Annotated in this window: 16 protein-coding genes, 1 tRNA gene and 1 pseudogene; 11 read left to right on the forward strand and 7 right to left on the reverse strand. The window is 65.3% G+C overall.

Annotated features, from left to right (window positions below):
• Window positions 1-17 precede the first annotated feature (17 nt).
• Window positions 18-2000 carry an acyltransferase family protein gene (locus tag BMY71_RS23095; RefSeq protein ID WP_092686258.1) on the reverse strand — a complete coding sequence of 661 codons (1983 nt, stop codon included), beginning with the start codon at window positions 1998-2000 and terminating at the stop codon, window positions 18-20.
• Window positions 2001-2282: 282 nt separating this feature from the next.
• Here BMY71_RS23095 and BMY71_RS23100 point away from each other — a divergent pair, with 282 nt between their 5' ends.
• Both BMY71_RS23100 and BMY71_RS23105 read left to right on the forward strand, forming a co-directional pair.
• Complete coding sequence (locus tag BMY71_RS23100) at window positions 2283-2711, forward strand: secondary thiamine-phosphate synthase enzyme YjbQ (RefSeq protein ID WP_011500889.1); 429 nt, start codon at window positions 2283-2285, stop codon at window positions 2709-2711.
• A 145-nt stretch (window positions 2712-2856) separates the two neighbouring features.
• Complete coding sequence (locus BMY71_RS23105; protein ID WP_092686259.1) at window positions 2857-4155, forward strand: RuBisCO large subunit C-terminal-like domain-containing protein; 1299 nt, start codon at window positions 2857-2859, stop codon at window positions 4153-4155.
• 147 nt (window positions 4156-4302) lie between these two features.
• Here the strand turns inward: BMY71_RS23105 and BMY71_RS23110 are convergent, their stop codons facing one another.
• A complete protein-coding gene (locus tag BMY71_RS23110; RefSeq protein WP_092686277.1) occupies window positions 4303-5388 on the reverse strand; it encodes a phytanoyl-CoA dioxygenase family protein in 1086 nt (361 codons plus the stop codon).
• A 371-nt stretch (window positions 5389-5759) separates the two neighbouring features.
• Window positions 5760-6548 (reverse strand): photosynthesis regulator, encoded by a 789-nt coding sequence (locus BMY71_RS23115; RefSeq protein WP_244526143.1) that lies wholly within the window; start codon window positions 6546-6548, stop codon window positions 5760-5762.
• 900 nt (window positions 6549-7448) lie between these two features.
• Here BMY71_RS23115 and BMY71_RS23120 point away from each other — a divergent pair.
• Complete coding sequence (locus tag BMY71_RS23120) at window positions 7449-8231, forward strand: methyl-accepting chemotaxis protein (protein WP_011500885.1); 783 nt, start codon at window positions 7449-7451, stop codon at window positions 8229-8231.
• 110 nt (window positions 8232-8341) lie between these two features.
• Here BMY71_RS23120 and BMY71_RS23125 read toward each other — a convergent pair whose 3' ends face one another.
• Complete coding sequence (locus BMY71_RS23125) at window positions 8342-9091, reverse strand: sulfite exporter TauE/SafE family protein (protein WP_092686260.1); 750 nt, start codon at window positions 9089-9091, stop codon at window positions 8342-8344.
• Window positions 9092-9172: 81 nt separating this feature from the next.
• Between BMY71_RS23125 and BMY71_RS23130 the strand changes: the two genes are divergently transcribed.
• Window positions 9173-10111: a LysR family transcriptional regulator gene (locus BMY71_RS23130; RefSeq protein WP_092686261.1), complete on the forward strand. Its 939-nt coding sequence runs from the start codon at window positions 9173-9175 to the stop codon at window positions 10109-10111.
• 68 nt (window positions 10112-10179) lie between these two features.
• On the opposite strand, the gene BMY71_RS23135 is transcribed toward BMY71_RS23130, so the two are convergent.
• Window positions 10180-10254 (reverse strand) — tRNA-Gly (locus BMY71_RS23135).
• Window positions 10255-10565: 311 nt separating this feature from the next.
• Here BMY71_RS23135 and trxA point away from each other — a divergent pair.
• From trxA to BMY71_RS23150, 3 genes are all read left to right on the forward strand, one after another.
• Window positions 10566-11486 (forward strand): thioredoxin, encoded by a 921-nt coding sequence (trxA, locus tag BMY71_RS23140; RefSeq protein WP_011500882.1) that lies wholly within the window; start codon window positions 10566-10568, stop codon window positions 11484-11486.
• 129 nt (window positions 11487-11615) lie between these two features.
• The gene (locus BMY71_RS23145; RefSeq protein ID WP_092686262.1) at window positions 11616-12290 is read left to right on the forward strand and encodes an LON peptidase substrate-binding domain-containing protein; all 675 of its coding nucleotides are present in this window, start codon (window positions 11616-11618) and stop codon (window positions 12288-12290) included.
• Window positions 12291-12383: 93 nt separating this feature from the next.
• Window positions 12384-12581 carry a Trm112 family protein gene (locus tag BMY71_RS23150; protein WP_011500880.1) on the forward strand — a complete coding sequence of 66 codons (198 nt, stop codon included), beginning with the start codon at window positions 12384-12386 and terminating at the stop codon, window positions 12579-12581.
• 217 nt (window positions 12582-12798) lie between these two features.
• On the opposite strand, the gene BMY71_RS23155 is transcribed toward BMY71_RS23150, so the two are convergent.
• Window positions 12799-14118 (reverse strand): ubiquinone biosynthesis hydroxylase, encoded by a 1320-nt coding sequence (locus BMY71_RS23155; RefSeq protein WP_011500879.1) that lies wholly within the window; start codon window positions 14116-14118, stop codon window positions 12799-12801.
• A 144-nt stretch (window positions 14119-14262) separates the two neighbouring features.
• Here BMY71_RS23155 and tesB point away from each other — a divergent pair, with 144 nt between their 5' ends.
• From tesB to BMY71_RS23170, 3 genes are all read left to right on the forward strand, one after another.
• Window positions 14263-15138, forward strand: a complete 876-nt coding sequence (gene tesB, locus BMY71_RS23160; protein WP_175557766.1) for an acyl-CoA thioesterase II — start codon at window positions 14263-14265, stop codon at window positions 15136-15138.
• Between the two features lie 275 nt (window positions 15139-15413).
• A complete protein-coding gene (locus BMY71_RS23165; protein WP_011500877.1) occupies window positions 15414-15752 on the forward strand; it encodes a P-II family nitrogen regulator in 339 nt (112 codons plus the stop codon).
• Between the two features lie 241 nt (window positions 15753-15993).
• Window positions 15994-16971, forward strand: a complete 978-nt coding sequence (locus BMY71_RS23170; protein ID WP_139202715.1) for a class I SAM-dependent methyltransferase — start codon at window positions 15994-15996, stop codon at window positions 16969-16971.
• 43 nt (window positions 16972-17014) lie between these two features.
• On the opposite strand, the pseudogene BMY71_RS23175 reads toward BMY71_RS23170, so the two are convergent.
• A pseudogene (locus BMY71_RS23175) lies at window positions 17015-17197 on the reverse strand (transposase); the annotation flags it as partial.
• Window positions 17198-17716: 519 nt separating this feature from the next.
• On the opposite strand from BMY71_RS23175, the gene BMY71_RS23180 reads away from it, so the two are divergent.
• Complete coding sequence (locus BMY71_RS23180; protein ID WP_011500875.1) at window positions 17717-18055, forward strand: P-II family nitrogen regulator; 339 nt, start codon at window positions 17717-17719, stop codon at window positions 18053-18055.
• Window positions 18056-18068 lie beyond the last annotated feature (13 nt).

An 18068-nucleotide genomic window follows, 5' to 3' on the forward strand; every position in this document is an offset into this window, starting at 1 on the left:
CCGGACGGAATGTTGCTTCACCGCCCGAGAATCGCCGGCGCCGTCTCGCGCGCGAAGAACACCGAGCCCGCCGCGGTGAGGTGGCTGCCGTCGTGGACGACCGGCGTGCCGCCGCTGTCCGGCGCTGCGAGCAGGCAGCCGTCCGGATTGCAGAACACCGGAGTCGGCGAAATGAACGTCGCGCCTTCGGCTTCGAAGATTCGGCGCAGGCGCTCGTTGTCGTCGGCGCGCGACGAATCCAGATGGCCGCTGCGATCCCGGATCGGAATCGCGTCGGCGGTGATCAGTCCGGCGGCGTGCTGGCGATAGGATTGCGCGAGGATTCGCCGCGGCGGCGTCCGCCAGCTCGGAAACATCCCGACCACGACAATGCGCCGGACGCCGGTGGCCCGAACCTCGGCAATCGTCGCGCGGATCATCGCATCACTGGCTTGCGGGTCGCGATCGGGGCCGTCGTAGTCGCGCCATTGCCGCGCCACCATGATCACGGTGTCGGGCTTCAGGCTGCGCAGACGAGCGCGAACGATGGCGTTGTTGGCGGCGCAGGCCGGCGACTTCTCGCTCGCAAAGCCGAACATCGGCGGGCAACCCGCTGTGGTGTATTGCGACAGGCGGATATTTCCATCGACGATCTGCAGCGCGCGCAGGCCGGGATAGAGATGCGCCGCGTGGGAATCGCCCCACAGCAGCAATCGCGGCGCGTCGGCCGGCGCATTGTCGTCGCAAGCCTCGGCAAAGTGCGACTCCGATGTCAGGAAGCAGGCGCCGGCCCGATATGCGGTCGAAGCCTCGGCGGTCAGATCGCGGGTGATGGCCTGCAGTTCGGGGCCGAAGCGCGAGGGAAATCCATCGGCCGCGTAGATGCCGGCGCCGACCGCGCCGATCACAGCGACCGACGCGAAGGCGGCGGCGGTCTTCGATCGCGTCGGCCGGAAGCGGAACGGCCGCTCGACGAATCGCCAGGTGATATCCGCCAGCGCGAAAGCGAGCAGGATCGCGATCGCCTTCATCAGCGGCGGCGGCTCCTCGCCGAACCGGACGATCCGGATCGCGGCGAGCAGCGGCCAGTGCCACAGATACAGCGGATAGCTGATCAGCCCGACATAGACCATCGCGCGGTTGCCGAGCAGCCGCCGGCTGACCCATGGCGACGGGCCGGCGAAGATCAACAACGCCGCGCCGAGCACCGGCAGCGCCGCCCACCAACCGGGAAAGCCGCGATCGCTGCTGATCAGCACGGCGCCGGCGGCGAGAAGCAACAGGCCGAACCAGGCGCAGCCGGCGCGGAGCAGCGCCTCATGGCGTTCGAGCATCGCGCGCAGGCGATCGAGCGCTGCGATCGAACTGATATCACGGCCGGGTCCCGCGGTCGCGATGATCGCGAGCAGGCAGCCGGTCATCAGTTCCCAGAACCGCGTCACCGGCAGATAGAAGGCGGCGAGCGCGTTGCGGGGCGTCAGCAGGATGTTGGCGGCGAACGACGCCAGCAGGATGACGAGCGCCGCGATCAGCGCGCCGCGCTTCCATCGCCACGCCAGCACGATCACCGGCGGCCACAGGATGTAGAACTGCTCCTCGACGCCGAGCGACCACAGATGCAGCAGCGGATTGAGTTCGGACGTTGTCGCGAAATAGCCGGCGTCGTGGAGCAGCGCGAGGTTGGAGAGAAACGCTGCGCCGAAGCCGATCGCCTTGCCGGCGTCGCGATAATCCACCGGGAACAGCATGAACCAGCCGGCGATCGCGCAGACCGTCAGCACCAGCGCCAGCGCCGGAAAGATCCGGTTGATGCGGCGCGCGTAGAAGGTCCGGAAGCTGAAGCCGTCGCTGTGTTGCGCCTGGCAGATGATCGAGGTGATCAGGAATCCGGAGATCACGAAGAACACGTCGACGCCGACGAAGCCGCCCCGAACCGAATTCGGGAAGGCGTGGAACGCGACCACCAGCAGCACGGCGATGGCCCGCAATCCGTCGATATCGCTGCGGTAGGTCGGCCTCATTGCGCTGATGCGTTCCCCGGCTCGCGAGATTGGATTTCGGCAAAACAGGGCCGCGCGGTTGCCGCCGACGCCGGCTGAACCGGATCAATCGACCGCGTCCCATCGCGAAGCCGGGCGGCTCTGTCAAGCGACCAGTGCGCGCAAGCGGCGTCGCGATCGGTTCTCATCATAAAATAGCGCGAAGGACGCGCGGATCGTGTTTGCCGGGATATCGCCGGCGCGCATACACTCGCAAAGGTCCACAGGTCGGGCTTCGCCTGATTCCCCAGCGCCGGACGCCGTATGAACATTGTCAGACACCGGATCGAACTCGCCACCACCGCGCCGATCCAGATCATCGACATCACCGAACAGGTCCGCGGCTTCGTCGCCGGCAGCGGGCTCGGGGATGGGCTCGTCACCGTGAGCTGCCTGCACACCACCGCGCGGATCAACGTCAACGAGCGCGAGCCGCAGCTCGAGCGCGACATGCTGACGTTCCTCAAGCGCTTCGCGCCGCGCGACGGCGACTATCTGCACAATCTCGCGCCGATCGACGGCCGCGACAACGCGCATTCGCATCTGATCGGGCTGTTCATGAATTCGTCGGAGACGATCCCGCTGGCGGGCGGCGCGATGGTGCTGGGCGAATGGCAGTCGATCTTCTTCATCGAACTCGACGGCCCGCGCGAGCGCCGCGGCGTCGAGCTGCAGATCATCGGACAGGTCTGAGCAGACGTCGCTGTTGCGGTACGGCAGGTCGGCCGGCCCCTGCGTCAAACGACCTCCATCAAAAGAATAGCGTCTTTGCGATGGATACGCGGATCGCGCCCGCGTATGACGGCCCTTGTATCCATCTGTCAGCGGGTGATCGGCAATGACTCCGGACGACATTGCGGGCTTCTACGCGAAGCGCTCGGATCTCAATCTCGACGACTACATCGAGCTGGATTTCGATTTCGAATGCGCCGGCGATCCGCGCGAGGCCGCGGCGCATCTGTGCAGCGAGCAATCCACCGCGCAATGGCGCCGCGTCGGCGTCGACGAGGACTTCCGGCCGCGCTTCGCCGCGAAAGTGCTGGAGCTTCACGCCGAGCCGCGGCCGTCGGGGTTCAGCACGCCGGTCGAATGCGCGGTGCGCGGCGAGGTGCATGCCTGCCGCGTGACGATCGCGCATCCGCACGGCAATTTCGGCCCGAAGATTCCGAATCTGCTGTCGGCCGTCTGCGGCGAGGGCGTGTTCTTCTCGCCCGGCATTCCGCTGATCCGGCTGCAGGACATCCGGTTTCCCGACAGCTATCTGGCCGCCTTTGCCGGCCCGCAATTCGGCGTCGCCGGATTGCGCGAACGGCTGAAGGCTTTCGATCGGCCGATCTTCTTCGGCGTGATCAAGCCGAATATCGGGTTGTCGGCAGAGCCGTTCGCCGAACTCGGCTATCAGAGCTGGCTCGGCGGGCTCGATATCGCCAAGGACGACGAGATGCTCGCCGACGTCGACTGGTGTCCGCTCGCCGAGCGCGCGGCATTGCTCGGCGACGCCTGCCGGCGCGCGGAAGCCGAGACCGGCGTGCCGAAGATCTATCTGGCCAACATCACCGACGAGGTCGACCGGCTGATCGAGCTGCACGATCTCGCGGTCAGCAACGGCGCCGGCGCGCTGCTGGTCAATGCGATGCCGGTCGGCCTTTCGGCGGTGCGGATGCTGCGCAAGCACGCCACCGTGCCGCTGATCGCGCATTTCCCGTTCATCGCGGCGTTCAGCCGGCTCGCCAATTACGGCATTCATTCGCGGGTGATGACGCGGCTGCAGCGGCTGGCGGGTTTCGACGTGGTGATCATGCCGGGCTTCGGGCCACGGATGATGACGCCGGAGCACGAGGTGATGGACTGCGTGCGGGCCTGTCTGGAGCCGATGGGACCGATCAAGCCGTGCCTGCCGGTCCCGGGCGGCAGCGATTCCGCGGCGACGCTGGAGTCGGTGTATCGCAAGGTCGGCTGCGCCGATTTCGGTTTCGTGCCGGGCCGCGGCGTGTTCGGCCATCCGATGGGACCGGCGGCGGGCGCGGCCTCGATCCGTCAGGCCTGGGACGCGATCGCCTCAGGCATTGCGGTCAGCGACCATGCCGCCAGCCATCCGGAACTGGCGGCGGCGTTGCGGGCGTTCGGCGGCCGCTGAGCTTCAGCGGCCGCAAGAGCTTTTCCGGTTCTGATCGAATCAGAACCGGAGCTCTGACTTTTTGTTCTGACGCGTTTTCTTGACGCGAACCGGTACCCACTTCGCTCGAAAACGCGATAGAATTAAGTCTCGGCGGAGCCGCCGCGGTCAGCGCGAAAGTTCGGTGAACCTGACGATCACCGCGGTGCGGCGGCCCTGCGTCGGCGCCGCGTCGCGATGGATGCCGGCCGGATCGTACAGCACGGCGTTGCCCTCGCTGCTCGTCACCGCCACCTGATGGCTCTGGATCGCGGTGGCGAAGTTGCTGTCGGCGACGAGGTCGGCGCCGAACGACGCTTTGCGCTGCAGGCCGGCAGGCAGCGCGTAGAAGGTCTCGCGCCAGGCCTGTAGCCTCGACGACAGGCCGCAGAGGTCGTTGGCGCGGCGGATCAACGCGTCGCCGAACCGCGTCGCGGCGCGGTTGCTGCCGGCCACATAGGTCAGCGGGCCGTTAGCCGGGCCGACTTCGTCGAGATAGATCACCAGCTTCATCGCATTGTAGCCGAGGTCGACCTTGAAGCCGTCGCAGGGCGAGGCGTCGACGCCGACATCGGCGAACGGGCTGGCCGGCGGCGCGCCGGGCGCATCGACGACTTCCGCGGCGATGTGACCGACGCCCACCGGGCGCTTGAGATAGGCGCTCGCGGCCTCGGTCAGGCCGAGATCGGCCGCGGTCTGGTTGAACCAGCGATAGAGATCCGGGGCCGACGCGGGATCGACCCAGATCCGGCTGCTGTCGGGATCGCCGGCCGGCGTTGCGCGCTGCTCCAGCGTCTTCAGTTGCGGGGCGAGTTGCGTGCGGATCTGCGCGATCACATCGTTGCCGAGGCGGACCACCGCGAAGCCGTCGCCCTGAAGCGGCACGAACACCGCCGTGCCGCGCTCGGTTTTCGGCGCATAGGCGCGGCCGGCGGTGAAGCGCGAGAGCCTCTGCAGCAGGATCAGGCGCAGATAGGTCGGCAGGCCGCGCAGCACCGTGATCAAAGGTTTGCCGCCCTGGGCGGGGCGCGGCAGGTGCTCGACGTCGATGGCGCGCTGCGCCGAGGTCAGCAGGAAGCCGTAACCGAAAATGCTCAGCGCCTTCAGCCGGGCGCCGAGCATCGGCATCGACATCACGCGGCCATAGGCCGGATGGGCGTCGTAGTCGATCGCCGGCAGATGATCGAACGGATAGGACTTTCCTTCGGGTGGCATGACCTGCCCCTCCATAAGCTCACGAATCCCATAGACAGCAAATGCGGACTATGGTTGGCGGCATCGCATCGCGCGAGATAGCAATACGGCGATGTCCCGCGGGATCGCGGCGCGCGGCATTGCGCAGCCGGTCCGACGCAGCGCGGCCCATGCGATTTCCGAATGCGCAGCGATGCATTGACGTCCATCAATCGGCGCACGCCAAAGTGTGGACGCCGCAGCGATCCGCACTAGCACGAACGCGCCGCGCCGCGCTGCGCCCGTTGGTCGCGGCGAAGTGGGAGGCGCGACACATGGGCGTTACGACACGCCGGCGTCACGACATCTGGACGTCGCGACACATGTTAAAGACAAGAGAGACGGACGGGAGCTCAGATCCAGGCGAAATTCGCCGCCGGGCGCGCGGTGCGGTTGAGCAGCGAGCGCATCAGGCAGCGCTCGATCTGCACGGAGGAGACCGTCGCGGCGTCGGCGCCGACCATCGTGCAGGCATCGGCGCGCTCGGCGAACACGCGACCGCTGGCCACCACGGCGAGCGCCGGATTGCGCGAGGCGCGGCGAACCTTGCGGATGGTCTCGGCGACGCGCGGCAGCCAGTGCTCGCGGCGCAGCGCCGGACTGAGCGACAGGTTGACCGCATCGAACCAGCCATTGGCGACCAGATCGGACAGCGCCTTGTCGGTGTCGGGGAATTCGCTGACCGTATTCCAGCCGGCCTGACGCAGCAGCTCGGAGTGCAGCGCCGGGAAGAACGAATGCGGCTCGCCGGGCTGCGAAATCACCAGCACGGTGCGCGGCTGCGAGCGCGTCAGCGGTGCGGAGAGCAGATCGAAGCTGATGCGGCGCATCGCGGTCTGCAATTGGCACAGGCCGATCGTGACCTCGAATTCGCTGCAGGCGTCTTCGCTCCACAGATCGCCGAGCTTGCGCGCGGTCGGCTCGAACAGACCGGTGAACAATGCGGTCGGCGACGATGCGCGCGTCAGCGAGCTGTCGATCAGATCGAACGCGTCCGCGAGATTGGGCGCAATCAGCAGCCGGGCCAGTTCGTCAGCGCGCGCCTCCGCCGGATCCTTGGCGATACGGACTCGCTTGGGAGCCGCGCTGTGCTTGACGAGGAGATGCGGGATGACCGTCGAGACAATGCTTTCTGGATGCACGGCACGCACTCGATCTGGTTGCCCTCGGATGGCAGGGAAAGGAAATGATGATTGGCCAGGTCCTGCGAAGCTGCCGAGGGGGAAGCAGATCGGGGTTCCTGGCGCGCCAGTTCTACGGTTACGGCTCGTAGCAAAACCGGCAGCGCCGTTGCCGCATCGCCTAGGGAGCCCCGGAAACGAGAGCCCGTCTTTGCTCTGGATCAAAACGCCCCGGGCGATCGCTCAAGGGGGCGGCCAAGCCGGGGCGACAGGCGCGATGATGCAGCGGCATAGCGTCGCTCTGGTGTCGCGGCAGCAATCGGTCGCAGCAGGGCCTAGGTACCGCTCCCGAGGCGGCGAAGGTCGTACGATTGGGCCGGTGGATTATGAATGGATCATTCCAGCGAATCGGGATTCCTGATATTAGGTCCCAGTGAGCCGATCGTCGCTCGGTGAATGAGCGGGGATCGACAGGAGTATCTGGAATACCCGTGAGCGGTAACTGGCGTAGCTTCAGTAGTACCGCCGCACAGGCAGAGACGCGACCACTAGTCGCAAAGGACTGAAGCACAGTTGCGTCTTTGTCCTGCATCAATCGATACAGTTAGTGAGCGCGTATATTTACAGTTGTGCGAATCAGCGCAAAACTGAATCGATGAGTCGATCAAAGCTGAGCAACTATCTCGTTTAATCAAAGTGTTAGACCGGTATTTGGCTCACAGGTGATTCGCGATTCTGAAGAACGAGTGCCTGGCTACCAGCGCTCGTTCACCGTTCCAACGTGAGGCGCTTTTCTGGCGTAACCGACAATCGATTGCGCCGCAGTTAGAGGTTTCGTTAACCTTAATGAGTAAAGCGTTGATCACGCTGTTCACCTTAGGGGGCAAGCCGCCCCTAATTGAAGAAAGCTGGAGAAAAACAATGCAGTTCGACCTTTCAAACCGGAACCTGTCTCAGAAGATCTCGATCCTGGTGTTGGGAATTACCTTCTTCGTGGCGCTCGCGATCGGCGGCGTCGGCGAGATGATTTTGCATAAAGTGGGGGCGGACCAGGCCAAGCAGTCGGCCAGCGTCGCCTCGCTGGACCGCCTCGTCGGACTGGGAGGCGCGACGCTGTCGCCTGTCCGGGCGGCTGACGGAAGCATTGTGGGCATGCTGGTGATGCAACAGGACGCGGGTCCCGTGGTGATGCCAGCGTCCTATGAGGGTCAGGGCCTTGTGGTCCAGGCCGCGGAGACCGTCGCGGCGCCGGCTGCGGATTACGCGCTCAGCGCCGCTCACACCATGCTGTTGCTCGCCGGTATCGTGGTCTTCGCAGTGGTCGGCCTGGTCGGCACCCGGATTTCCCGCGGCCTGCTCGCTCCGCTGGGCGAACTCGAGAAGGACGTTGCCCGTCTCGCCAGCGGTGACACCAGCATCCGCATTCACGCTCTGAGCCGCTCCGACGAAATCGGCCGGATCGCCCGTTCGATCGCCAAGATCCAGGAATCGCTGATCGAGCTCGCCAGGCTGAAGACCCAGAAGGTCGTCGGCGGCGCGACCTCGGTGATGGAGAATCTCAAGGAGATGTGGGGCGATCTGAAATCGGCTGCGCGCAACGCCCGCGAGATGCTGTTCACGGACGGCAGGACGGTCGGCGAGACGCTGACGCGGTCATGGAACGATTGGGTGCATAACGGCCTCGGCGTCCCGAAGCGCGCCTGACGCAAAACCCGCCGCGCCTCGTTCGACAGAACGGGGCGCAGGCAACGAGCAGACCTCGATCAAATTCCAAAAGCCCGCGCTCGCCGCGGGCTTTTTTTTTGTCGGGTGGATCACGCGTAGGCGCGCAGGAAGAAGTGGATCGTCATCGCGGCGGCGAGCAGCACGGTCGCAGATTTGACGACCGATGAGGGGAGCGCCTTGCCCAGGATCGCCCCGAAATAGCCGCCGAGGAATGCGCCGGCGCCGACCAGCAACGCTTCCGGCCAGCGAACCGCCCCAGCGACGATGAAACAGATCACCGCCACGGTGTTGGCGGCGCTGACCAGCAGCGTCCGCGGCGGATTGAGCGCCTTCACATCGGCGCCATCAAGCAGATTCCACGCCGCCATCATCATCAAGCCGACGGCTCCGCCAAAGTAGCCGCCATAGACGCCGAGCAGAAACTGGATCACCAGCAGCGTGACGATCCCCGTGCGGAAGCGCGCCCGCAAGGCCGGCCCGAGCCTGCGGCCGAAGGCGAGCGCCAGCGTGGCCAGCAGCAGCAGCCAGGGAAGCACGCGGTCGAACAATGACGTCGGGGTCCATAGCAGCAGCAGCGCGCCGATCAGGCCGCCGAACAGGGTGGTGAGCAGCATCGTTCCCAGCGGCACACCCGCGACCCGGCTGAAGCCGTCGCGATACACCCAGGCGCTCGCCAAACCGCCCGGATAGAGCGCGATGGTGCTGGATGCATTCGCCAAGACCGAAGGCACGCCGACGCCGATCAGGGCCGGCAAAGTGACGAAGCTGCCGCCTCCGGCCGTCGCATTCATGGCGCCGGCGAGCGCGCCGGCTCCTATCAGCAGGAATACTTCGCTCATCGCCCTTGATGGGCCGCGCACGGGTCGCTGACAATTCGGAAGCTTCGGTGCTAGCTTTCGGAAAACCCGAAAGGACGAGCGATGCGCTTCGACCTGATCGACCTGCGGCTGTTCGTCAACATCGTCCAGTCCGGCAGCATCACCCGGGGCGCCGAAGCCTCTCACATGGCGCTCGCCTCCGCGAGCGAGCGGGTCAGCGGGATGGAGAGCCTGCTTGGGACGCCGCTGCTGCGGCGCGAGCGCCGCGGAGTCGCGCCGACCGCGGCCGGCCGGGCGCTGCTGCATCATGCCAGATCCGTCACCCTGCAGATCGAGCGGATGCGCGGCGATTTGCGCGCCTTCTCTGCGGGAGTGAGGGGCGAGGTTCGAATGCTGTCCAATACGGCCGGCTTGGTCGATCTGGTGCCCGCCGCGCTGCGCAGGTTTCTCACCGCCCATCCGAATGTCGATGTCGATCTCGAGGAGCGGACCAGCATGGAGATCGTGCAGGCCGTTGCGGAGGGGCAGGCGGAGTTCGGCGTGATCGCCGGCACCGCCGATCCCGGCGCGTTGGACATTCGAACGCTGATTGTCGACCGGCTGGCGGTGCTCGCCGCGCGAGCTCACCCGCTGGCGGCGCGCCAGGCGGTCGGCTTTGCCGAACTGCTCGACGAGCGATTTGTCGGGCTCGGCGCCGGAGCACTCCACGACCATCTGCAACAACATGCCGCACAGCTCGGCCGCCGCATCGCCTACCGGGTGCGCCTGAGCAGCTTCGAGGCCGTTGCGCGTCTGGTCGAGGCGGGCGTCGGCCTGGCGATCCTGCCGATGTCCGCGATCGACCGCCATCCCGCGGATGGCGTCACGGCAATTGCGCTAACGGACGCCTGGTCGCAACGCCAATTGCTGGTTTGCGCGACCGACTTTGGAGAATTGACGACCCATGCCCGGCTGCTGGTCGAGGAGCTTCAGCGTCAGGCGGGAAAGCTGGACGATCACCTGGGACCAAGCCCGGTCACGGCGGGACCGCAGTCGCCCTGACAGCCGTCAGGCCCTCGCGGGCGGCAAGCTCGAACTCAGCGTTGAAACCTGCACGACCGGGAAAATTCTGGAGCGGGCGAAGGGATTCGAACCCTCGACCCCAACCTTGGCAAGGTTGTGCTCTACCCCTGAGCTACACCCGCATCCGAGAAACACCGAAGCTCACGCCGCGGTGTGCGCAGACCTATGCCAAATGCCGCAGGCGAATGCAACAGCCGTTGGCGGCTTTGATGCATCCGTTTGGCGGGGGGGCGGCAAAACGACCGCGCCGCCCCGAGACCCGGCGCCGCGCGCGCTATCCTGCTTCATCTGCTGGCAAACTGGCGCAAAGGCCCCGAAAAGACCGCCGCCGCCGGCCGACATCGCGGCCGGTTCCAGTTGAAAAACCAAACTTCGCGCTCCATTTACATGGGGTGCTAGAACAGCGCTCTTCCGGACATCAGGCGAGGATCACGTGACAATCATCGAGCAGGGCAGCGCTGCGGCCCCCCAGGCGGCGCCCGATCTGATCAAGGACACGACGACGCAGAGTTTCGTCCGTGACGTGATCGAGGAATCCAAGCGCCAGCCGGTGCTGATCGACTTCTGGGCGCCGTGGTGCGGCCCGTGCCGCCAGCTCACGCCGATGCTGGAAAAGGCGGTCCGCGCCGCCGGCGGCAAGGTCAAGCTGGTCAAGATGAATATCGACGAGCATCCGTCGATCCCCGGCCAGATGGGCATCCAGTCGATCCCCGCGGTGATCGCCTTTGTCGACGGCCGCCCGGCCGATGGCTTCATGGGCGCGGTTCCGGAGAGCCAGGTCGCCACCTTCATCGAGAAATTGACCGCCGGCGTTCCCGGCGGAGCGCCGAGCGCAGCCGAATTGCTGCAGGAAGCCGAGGCGGTTCTGGCCGAGGGCGATCCCGCGACCGCGGGCGCGATCTACGCCGAAGTGCTGCAGGCCGACGCCGCCAATGTCGAGGCGATGGCGGGGCTGGCGCGCTGCTATATGCAGTCCGGCGCGGTCGATCAGGCCAAGCAGTTGCTGGACCAGGTGCCGGAGAACCGTCGAGAGGACGCCGCCGTCAAGGCGGTCCAGGCGATGATCGATCTGGCCGAGCAGGCCGAGCAGCTCGGGCCGATCGCCGAGCTGGAGCAGAAAGTCGCCGCCGACCCGCTCGACCATCAGGCGCGTTTCGACCTCGCCACCGCTCTTAATGCCGCGGGGCGGCGCGACGAGGCGACCGCGCATCTGCTGGAGATCGTCAAGCGCGACCGCAAATGGAACGAGGACGGCGCCCGCAAGCAGCTGGTGCAGCTGTTCGAGGCCTGGGGTCCGACCGACGACGCCACCGTCGAGGGCCGCAAGCGGCTCTCGACCATCCTGTTCGCCTAGAGCTTTTTCGGTTCTGATTGCATCGGAACCGAAGCTCTAACTTGATACTCTGTCGCGTTTTCTTTCATGCGAACCGGTATCCACTTCGCTCGACAACGCAATAATCGCCTCTAATCGCGGGATCCGCCGATGCCGATCAATGCCGACTATCGCGGACCCGCGGATCTTCCCGAAGTGATCGCGCTGTTTCCGCTGCCGGGCGCGCTGTTGCTGCCGCGCGGCCAGATGCCGCTCAATATCTTCGAGCCGCGCTATCTGGCGATGATCGACGACGCGTTCCGCGACGGCCACCGGCTGATCGGAATGATCCAGCCCGACGCGACGCATTCGGAAAAGGACGGGACGCCCAAACTGTTTCAGGTCGGCTGCGTCGGCCGAATCACCCAGCTCGCCGAATCCGGCGACGGTCGCTACATCCTCGAACTCACCGGCGTATCGCGCTTCAAGCTGGTCGAGGAATTGTCGGTGAAGACCCCGTATCGGCAGTGCAGGGTCGACTACTTCCCCTATCTCGACGATTTCACCGCCCGCAAGGGCGAGGACGAGGTCGATCGCGAGGCGCTGCTGACCGTGCTGACCGATTTCCTCAAGGCGAACAATCTGAAGGTCGATTGGGACGGCGTCGAAACCGCGCCGAACGAGGCGCTGGTCAACGCGCTGGCGATGATGTCGCCCTACGGCGCGCCGGAGAAGCAGGCGTTGCTGGAAGCGCCCGACCTCAAGACCCGCGCCGAGATCCTGATCGCGGTCACCGAGATGGACCTCGCCAAGAAGCGCACCAGCGGCGATCCGCCGTTGCAGTGAGCCTTCGGGCGATTTGCGCAGCCGCGTTGACGACGGCGTCGACCTGGTCTTTCAATCCCGCGACATCTTCAATTGCAATCCGGTCCGTGGAACATGACGACATCCTCCGAGCGCCCCGAGACCAGCGTCGATCGCAAGCTGCTGGAAATCCTGGTCTGCCCGGTCACCAAAGGGCCGCTGGAATTCGACGCGGCCCGCCAGGAGCTGATCTCGCGCGGCGCCAAGCTGGCCTACCCGATCCGCGACGGCATCCCGATCATGCTCCCGGAAGAAGCCCGCAAGCTGGGGTGAGCTGGAAGATCGCTCGAGGGACCGGCAGCCTGCCCCCGAGCACCGCGTAACCTCTCCCGCCCGCGGGAGAGGTCGGATCGCGCAGCGATCCGGGTGAGGGCACTCCGCTCCGCGCTTGCCGAGTCAGTGCTTGCGTCGCCCTCACCCAGCCCTCTCCCGCAGGCGGGAGAGGGAGCGCGCTGCGATCTGGCGCACAGCAGCGGCGACCTTTTGCAGGCTACAGCGCCTCGCCCTTCAGCAGCCGCGGGGTTTCGCCGCCGAGACCGGCGGCCTGGCGGATGAAGACCTCTTTCAGCGGCGGCAGACGGTCCACGATGCCGAGCCCGATGTCGCGGACGCTGCGCAGCAGCGGCGACTTGTTGGAGAACAGCAGGTTCAGCCCGTTGGTGGCGACGCCCATCGCCATGGTGTCGAACCGCCGCCAGCGCTGGTAGCGCTCCAGCACGTCGACCTGGCCGGGATCGATCCCGAGCCGCGCCGCATCAACCACCACTTCGGCCAGCGCCGCGACGTCCTTCAGACCCATATTGAGGCCCTGGCCGGCGATCGGGTGGATCACATGGGCGGCGTCGCCGATCAGCGCCAGACGCGGCGCGATGAAGGATTGCGCGACGAAGTAACCGAGCGGAAACGCCTTCGGCTTGTCGAGCGGCTTGACCTCGCCGAGCCGCAGTCCGAACCGCTTCTCCAGCTCGGCCTGGAACTGCGCGTCGGGCAGCGCCATGATCTTCGCAGCGTCGGCGCGGCTCTCGGACCACACCAGCGAGGAGCGTTTGCCGGTCAGCGGCAGGATCGCGAACGGCCCCGCCGGCAGGAAGTGCTCCTCGGCGCAGCCATTGTGGTCGCGCTCGTGCGCGACGGTGACGACGATGCCGGTCTGGTCATAGTCCCAGCCATAGGTGCTGATGCCGGCGCGTTCGCGCAGCTTCGACTTGGCGCCGTCGGCGGCGACCAGCAGGCTCGCCTCGATCACGCTGCCGTCGCCGAGCGTCACCATCGTGGCCTCGGCGCGAGACTGGTACGAAGTCACCGGCGTGGCGCGCAATTCGACGCCCTCGGCCTCGGCGCGCTTGGCCAGCGCCTCGATCAGATATTTGTTCTCGACCATATGGGCGAACGGCTCGCCCGGCTGCACCTCGCCGGCAAAGGTCAGGAACACCGGCCGCGTCGCGTCTTCGAGCGCCGAATCCGTCACCACCATGTCGATGATCGGCTGCGCCGTCGGCGCGACCTCGTCCCAGACGCCGAGCGCCTCGAACAGCCGCCGGCAGGCGGCGACGATCGCGGTGGCGCGCGGATCGCGCGACGGCCGCAGCGCCAGCGCCGGATCGGCGACGATCACCGGGACCTCGGGGCCGAGCCCCTGGCGCAGCGCCAGCGCCAGCGCCAGCCCGGCGAATGCGCCGCCTCCGATGACAATGCTTCGCGGTGCCGTCATTTTTCTCGCTCTTGCGCCAGAGTTCTTGCGCCCATGCCGGAGCTGGGCGAAACAGGCTGGAACAGCCGTGGTGATTACCGCCGCGGTTCTACCAGACATCGAAGGCGGTGGGAAATCACCCGCCGCCGACGGACAGCCTCCGTTCCAACCAGAGCCGGAGCCCTGGATTTTGTTTTTACGCGTTTTCATCACGCGAACCGCGACCCGCTTCGCTTGAAAACGAATTGAAGGAGCGCCATGCCGTTGTCCAAGAGCCTGATCGACCTGATTTCGATTCTCGATCTCGAACCGATCGAGGTGAACCTGTTCCGCGGCACCAGCCCGAAGACGAGCTGGCAGCGGGTGTTCGGCGGCCAGGTGATCGGCCAGGCGATGGTCGCCGGCTGCCGCACCGTCGAGAACCGGCTGCCGCATTCGATCCATTGCTATTTCATCTTGCCGGGCGACCCGCAGGTGCCGATCATCTATCAGGTGGAGCGGCTGCGCGACGGCAAGAGCTACTCCACCCGCAGGGTGACGGCGATCCAGCACGGCCAGGCGATCTTCTCGGTGATGATGTCGTTCCACGACGACGAGGAGACCGCGTTCGACCACCAGGACAAGATGCCCGACGTGCCGCCGCCGGAGGCGCTGACCGCGGAGGAGATTTCCAAGCAGCCGTTCTTCAAGGAGATGCCGGACTTCATCAAGCGCTACTACGAAGCCGATCGGCCGATCGAGCTACGTCCGGTCGAGCTGTCGCGCTATTTCGGCAAGAAGATCGAGGACGGCCGCATCCACGTCTGGATCCGCACCGCGGCCAAGCTTCCGGACGATCCGGCGCTGCATATGTGCGCGCTGGCCTACGCGTCCGACTTTTCGCTGCTCGACGCGGTGATGGCGCGCTACGGCCGCACCCTGTTCGACAAGCGGATGATGCCGGCGAGCCTCGACCATGCGATGTGGTTTCACCGCCCGTTCCGGGCCGACGAATGGCTGCTCTACGCGCAGGACAGCCCGTCCGCCCAAGGTGGCCGCGGCCTGACGAGGGGGCAGATCTTCAAGCCCGACGGTACCCTGGTCGCCTCCGTCGCCCAGGAAGGCTCGATCCGCCAGCGCCGCGACACGCCGAAGGATTGAGCGGCTTGTTACCTGTCGGGCATGAGCCCGACAAATCGACGCCGGCTCTCGGAAGACATCATGCTCAAGCATGACGTGAGAGCCGGATGACGATTCCAAGATCCGTCATCGGGTCTAGTTCGTAGGTTTGACCGAACGCCCGCAGAGAGACGTTTCCGTGGGCAATCAATCAGCTTATTTTCTGCGCGCACTGCCGACAAACCCGGCATATACATGGGCGGAGCACCATACTTCGCGGTGCTTCTTGTGTTTGCGCGATTATTTGGGGCTGCCGTATGAAACTCGTCGTCGCTATCATCAAACCCTTCAAGCTCGACGAGGTGCGCCAGGCGCTGACCGAGATCGGCGTCCACGGCATGACCGTGACCGAGGTCAAGGGTTACGGCCGCCAGCGCGGCCACACTGAAATCTATCGCGGCGCCGAATACATCGTGAATTTCCTGCCGAAGCTGCGGATCGAGATCGCCGTCGACAGCGCGCTCGCCGAAAAGGCGGTCGAGGTCATCACCCGCAGCGCCCGCACCGGCCAGATCGGCGACGGCAAGATCTTCGTCACGCCGCTCGACCATGCGCTGCGGATCCGCACCGGAGAGACGGACGCCGACGCGCTCTGAGCACATATCACCGCAATCCTGGAGCGTTTCGAGCGAAGTGGGAACCGGTTCGCGTGAAGAAAACGCGTCAGAACAGAAAGTTAGAGCTCCGGTTCTGATTCTATCAGAACCGGAGCTCTAGCGGCGGTGCCGGGGCGCCGCGACACGACGGGGCAGGCCTCATGATCCGGGCGACACGCCCCTCGGCACCGGTCGCGCCTGGCTTCATCCTTCCGGCGCTCGGCGCGAGCGCGAGCGCTTGTTGGCCCCCGCCCTGGCGCAGGACGGGCCGGCGCCCGCCATCAGCGCCGCCGACACCGCCTGGATGATGGCCACTACCGCAAGTTTAGCCTTGCAGACTTGCCGCCTTCTAAGCGACAACTGCGGCCCTAAATTGCGGGGAGGCAATCCGTTGGAAGCGCAAAAAATCAGCGAGATGCTGGAAATCAACAAGGACCAGAAGAACTACTACGAGGTAGCATCTGGCGGCTCCACCCACGAGGTTAACAGCGCCGCAACAAATACATGGCGGCGTCTCAGAAGCAGAGTTCTGGGCGTGTTCGATGGAACGGCTGTCGCCAAATCCATTGATGACTTGCACCGCCAGTGGATGGGCGACCTAAGCGGCAAGAAGGTTCTGGAACTGGGCGTGGGTAACGGGAGTCCTTTTTCGAGAGAGATGGCCCACAGCGCGCGAGAATACGTTGCTATTGACCTCAGTCAGTCCCGCATTGACGAGCTGCGCAAGAAGGTAGGGACCGCTGAAAACGTCAAGCTCTACGCGACGGACTTTCTTTCGGCAGAAGCGTTTCCCGAGGAAAAGTTCGACCTGATCTACGCTATGGCGGTGTTCCACCATTTCAAACACCTCGACGCCCTCCTTGACGTAGTGGAGCGGAAGCTCGCCCCCGGCGGGCAGGTGATCACCTATGACCCGGTGAAGGTGTGGTGGGGCGCTCGACTACTCAGGGCCGCCTTTCGCCCCTTCCAGACCGATGCTGCCTGGGAGCACCCCTTCGCAGAGCAGTCCCTGGCAACCATCGAGAAGCGCTTCCGCGTTCTTCATTGCCAAGGAATTATGGGCAAGGCGAAATGGGCCTGCATTGCCGGCGCGATCTCTCCCGCGGCCGGCAGGCGGTTAGCCCAACAATGGCACGAGGATGATTTGCGCACCATGACGGCCACGCGCACTCTGCGCTCATGCCTGCAGGTGTCATATCACCTCCAGAAAATGCCCTAGTGGCGCACCCGTTGAAGGCGCTCGGGTTGGCGGTCCTGTTTGTGCCGCTGTCGACTTCCGCCTTCTTGACCCAGTCATGCAGCGTCTGCGGCGTGCAGCCGATCTTGGCCGCGCTCGACGTCTCTGCCGCCCAGCGCGACGGATGCTCACTCGCGTGATCCAGCACCATCCGAACCGCGCGGGCCTGGACCTCGCGTGAAAACTTGTTCGTCGTCTTGCTTGTCATGGCTCCATCCTCTCAGGAGTTGGAGCTCCGGCAAACCGGGGGCGGTTCACGGCGATGCCGGCGGGGTGGATCAGCGGCCTTCAGGGACCGCCTATGTGCCGCTGAAACTGGTTGGTGTGTTCGTCGCGCTGCGCGTATTTCGCGAGCACAAGATCAAGAGTCTCGACATTTCGCAGCATGGCGAGGCGCTCCAATAGCCACCAACCTTATTATATTACCGAGCGCACGCCCGCCTCCTGAGCACGATTGTGTTCGCACCCTGTCGTGCTCGCTTTTTGATCTGACCTGCCCACGATTTGCCCATGTGTTGGGCGCGACCGAATAGCGCAGCCGGTGCTGCAGTGCGGTTTTCCGCGAAGGTTTCGATTTCCTGAACGATTTCAGCGCGCCACCCGACTGGCACGGCATTTGATTCTAAGGGGCGAGGCTGTGCCCGCGTAGTGATGCCCTCCGCGTGGGGATTTTCAGTCGAGATCAAGCCCAGCCAGTTTGGCCGGGCCCTTAGCGGGGATAAGACCCATGAAAATTGTTATGGCGATCATCAAGCCATTCAAACTCGAAGAAGTCCGTGACGCCCTGACTGCCATTGGCGTGCACGGTCTGACGGTGACGGAAGTCAAGGGATATGGCCGGCAGAAGGGCCACACGGAAATCTATCGTGGCGCCGAATACGCGGTGAGCTTCCTGCCCAAGATCAAGATCGAGGTCGCGATCGCGACCGATCAGGTCGAGAAGACCATCGAGGCGATCACCACCGCCGCCAAGACCGGCCAGATCGGCGACGGCAAGATCTTCGTCCTCGGCCTCGACCACGCGGTGCGCATCCGCACCGGCGAAGCCGACGCTGCGGCTCTCTGATTTCGCGCTCACC

The organism is Rhodopseudomonas pseudopalustris (assembly GCF_900110435.1).
GTDB lineage: Bacteria > Pseudomonadota > Alphaproteobacteria > Rhizobiales > Xanthobacteraceae > Rhodopseudomonas > Rhodopseudomonas pseudopalustris.

What these genes read in the sequence shown, in the direction of transcription:
- BMY71_RS23095 (WP_092686258.1), bottom strand. Translation starts at nt 2,000, where the DNA reads ATGAGGCCGACCTACCGCAGCGATATCGACGGATTGCGGGCCATCGCC.
- BMY71_RS23100 (WP_011500889.1), top strand. Translation starts at nt 2,283, where the DNA reads ATGAACATTGTCAGACACCGGATCGAACTCGCCACCACCGCGCCGATC.
- BMY71_RS23105 (WP_092686259.1), top strand. Translation starts at nt 2,857, where the DNA reads ATGACTCCGGACGACATTGCGGGCTTCTACGCGAAGCGCTCGGATCTC.
- BMY71_RS23110 (WP_092686277.1), bottom strand. Translation starts at nt 5,388, where the DNA reads ATGCCACCCGAAGGAAAGTCCTATCCGTTCGATCATCTGCCGGCGATC.
- BMY71_RS23120 (WP_011500885.1), top strand. Translation starts at nt 7,449, where the DNA reads ATGCAGTTCGACCTTTCAAACCGGAACCTGTCTCAGAAGATCTCGATC.
- BMY71_RS23125 (WP_092686260.1), bottom strand. Translation starts at nt 9,091, where the DNA reads ATGAGCGAAGTATTCCTGCTGATAGGAGCCGGCGCGCTCGCCGGCGCC.
- BMY71_RS23130 (WP_092686261.1), top strand. Translation starts at nt 9,173, where the DNA reads ATGCGCTTCGACCTGATCGACCTGCGGCTGTTCGTCAACATCGTCCAG.
- BMY71_RS23145 (WP_092686262.1), top strand. Translation starts at nt 11,616, where the DNA reads ATGCCGATCAATGCCGACTATCGCGGACCCGCGGATCTTCCCGAAGTG.
- BMY71_RS23150 (WP_011500880.1), top strand. Translation starts at nt 12,384, where the DNA reads ATGACGACATCCTCCGAGCGCCCCGAGACCAGCGTCGATCGCAAGCTG.
- BMY71_RS23155 (WP_011500879.1), bottom strand. Translation starts at nt 14,118, where the DNA reads ATGTCTGGTAGAACCGCGGCGGTAATCACCACGGCTGTTCCAGCCTGT.
- BMY71_RS23165 (WP_011500877.1), top strand. Translation starts at nt 15,414, where the DNA reads ATGAAACTCGTCGTCGCTATCATCAAACCCTTCAAGCTCGACGAGGTG.
- BMY71_RS23180 (WP_011500875.1), top strand. Translation starts at nt 17,717, where the DNA reads ATGAAAATTGTTATGGCGATCATCAAGCCATTCAAACTCGAAGAAGTC.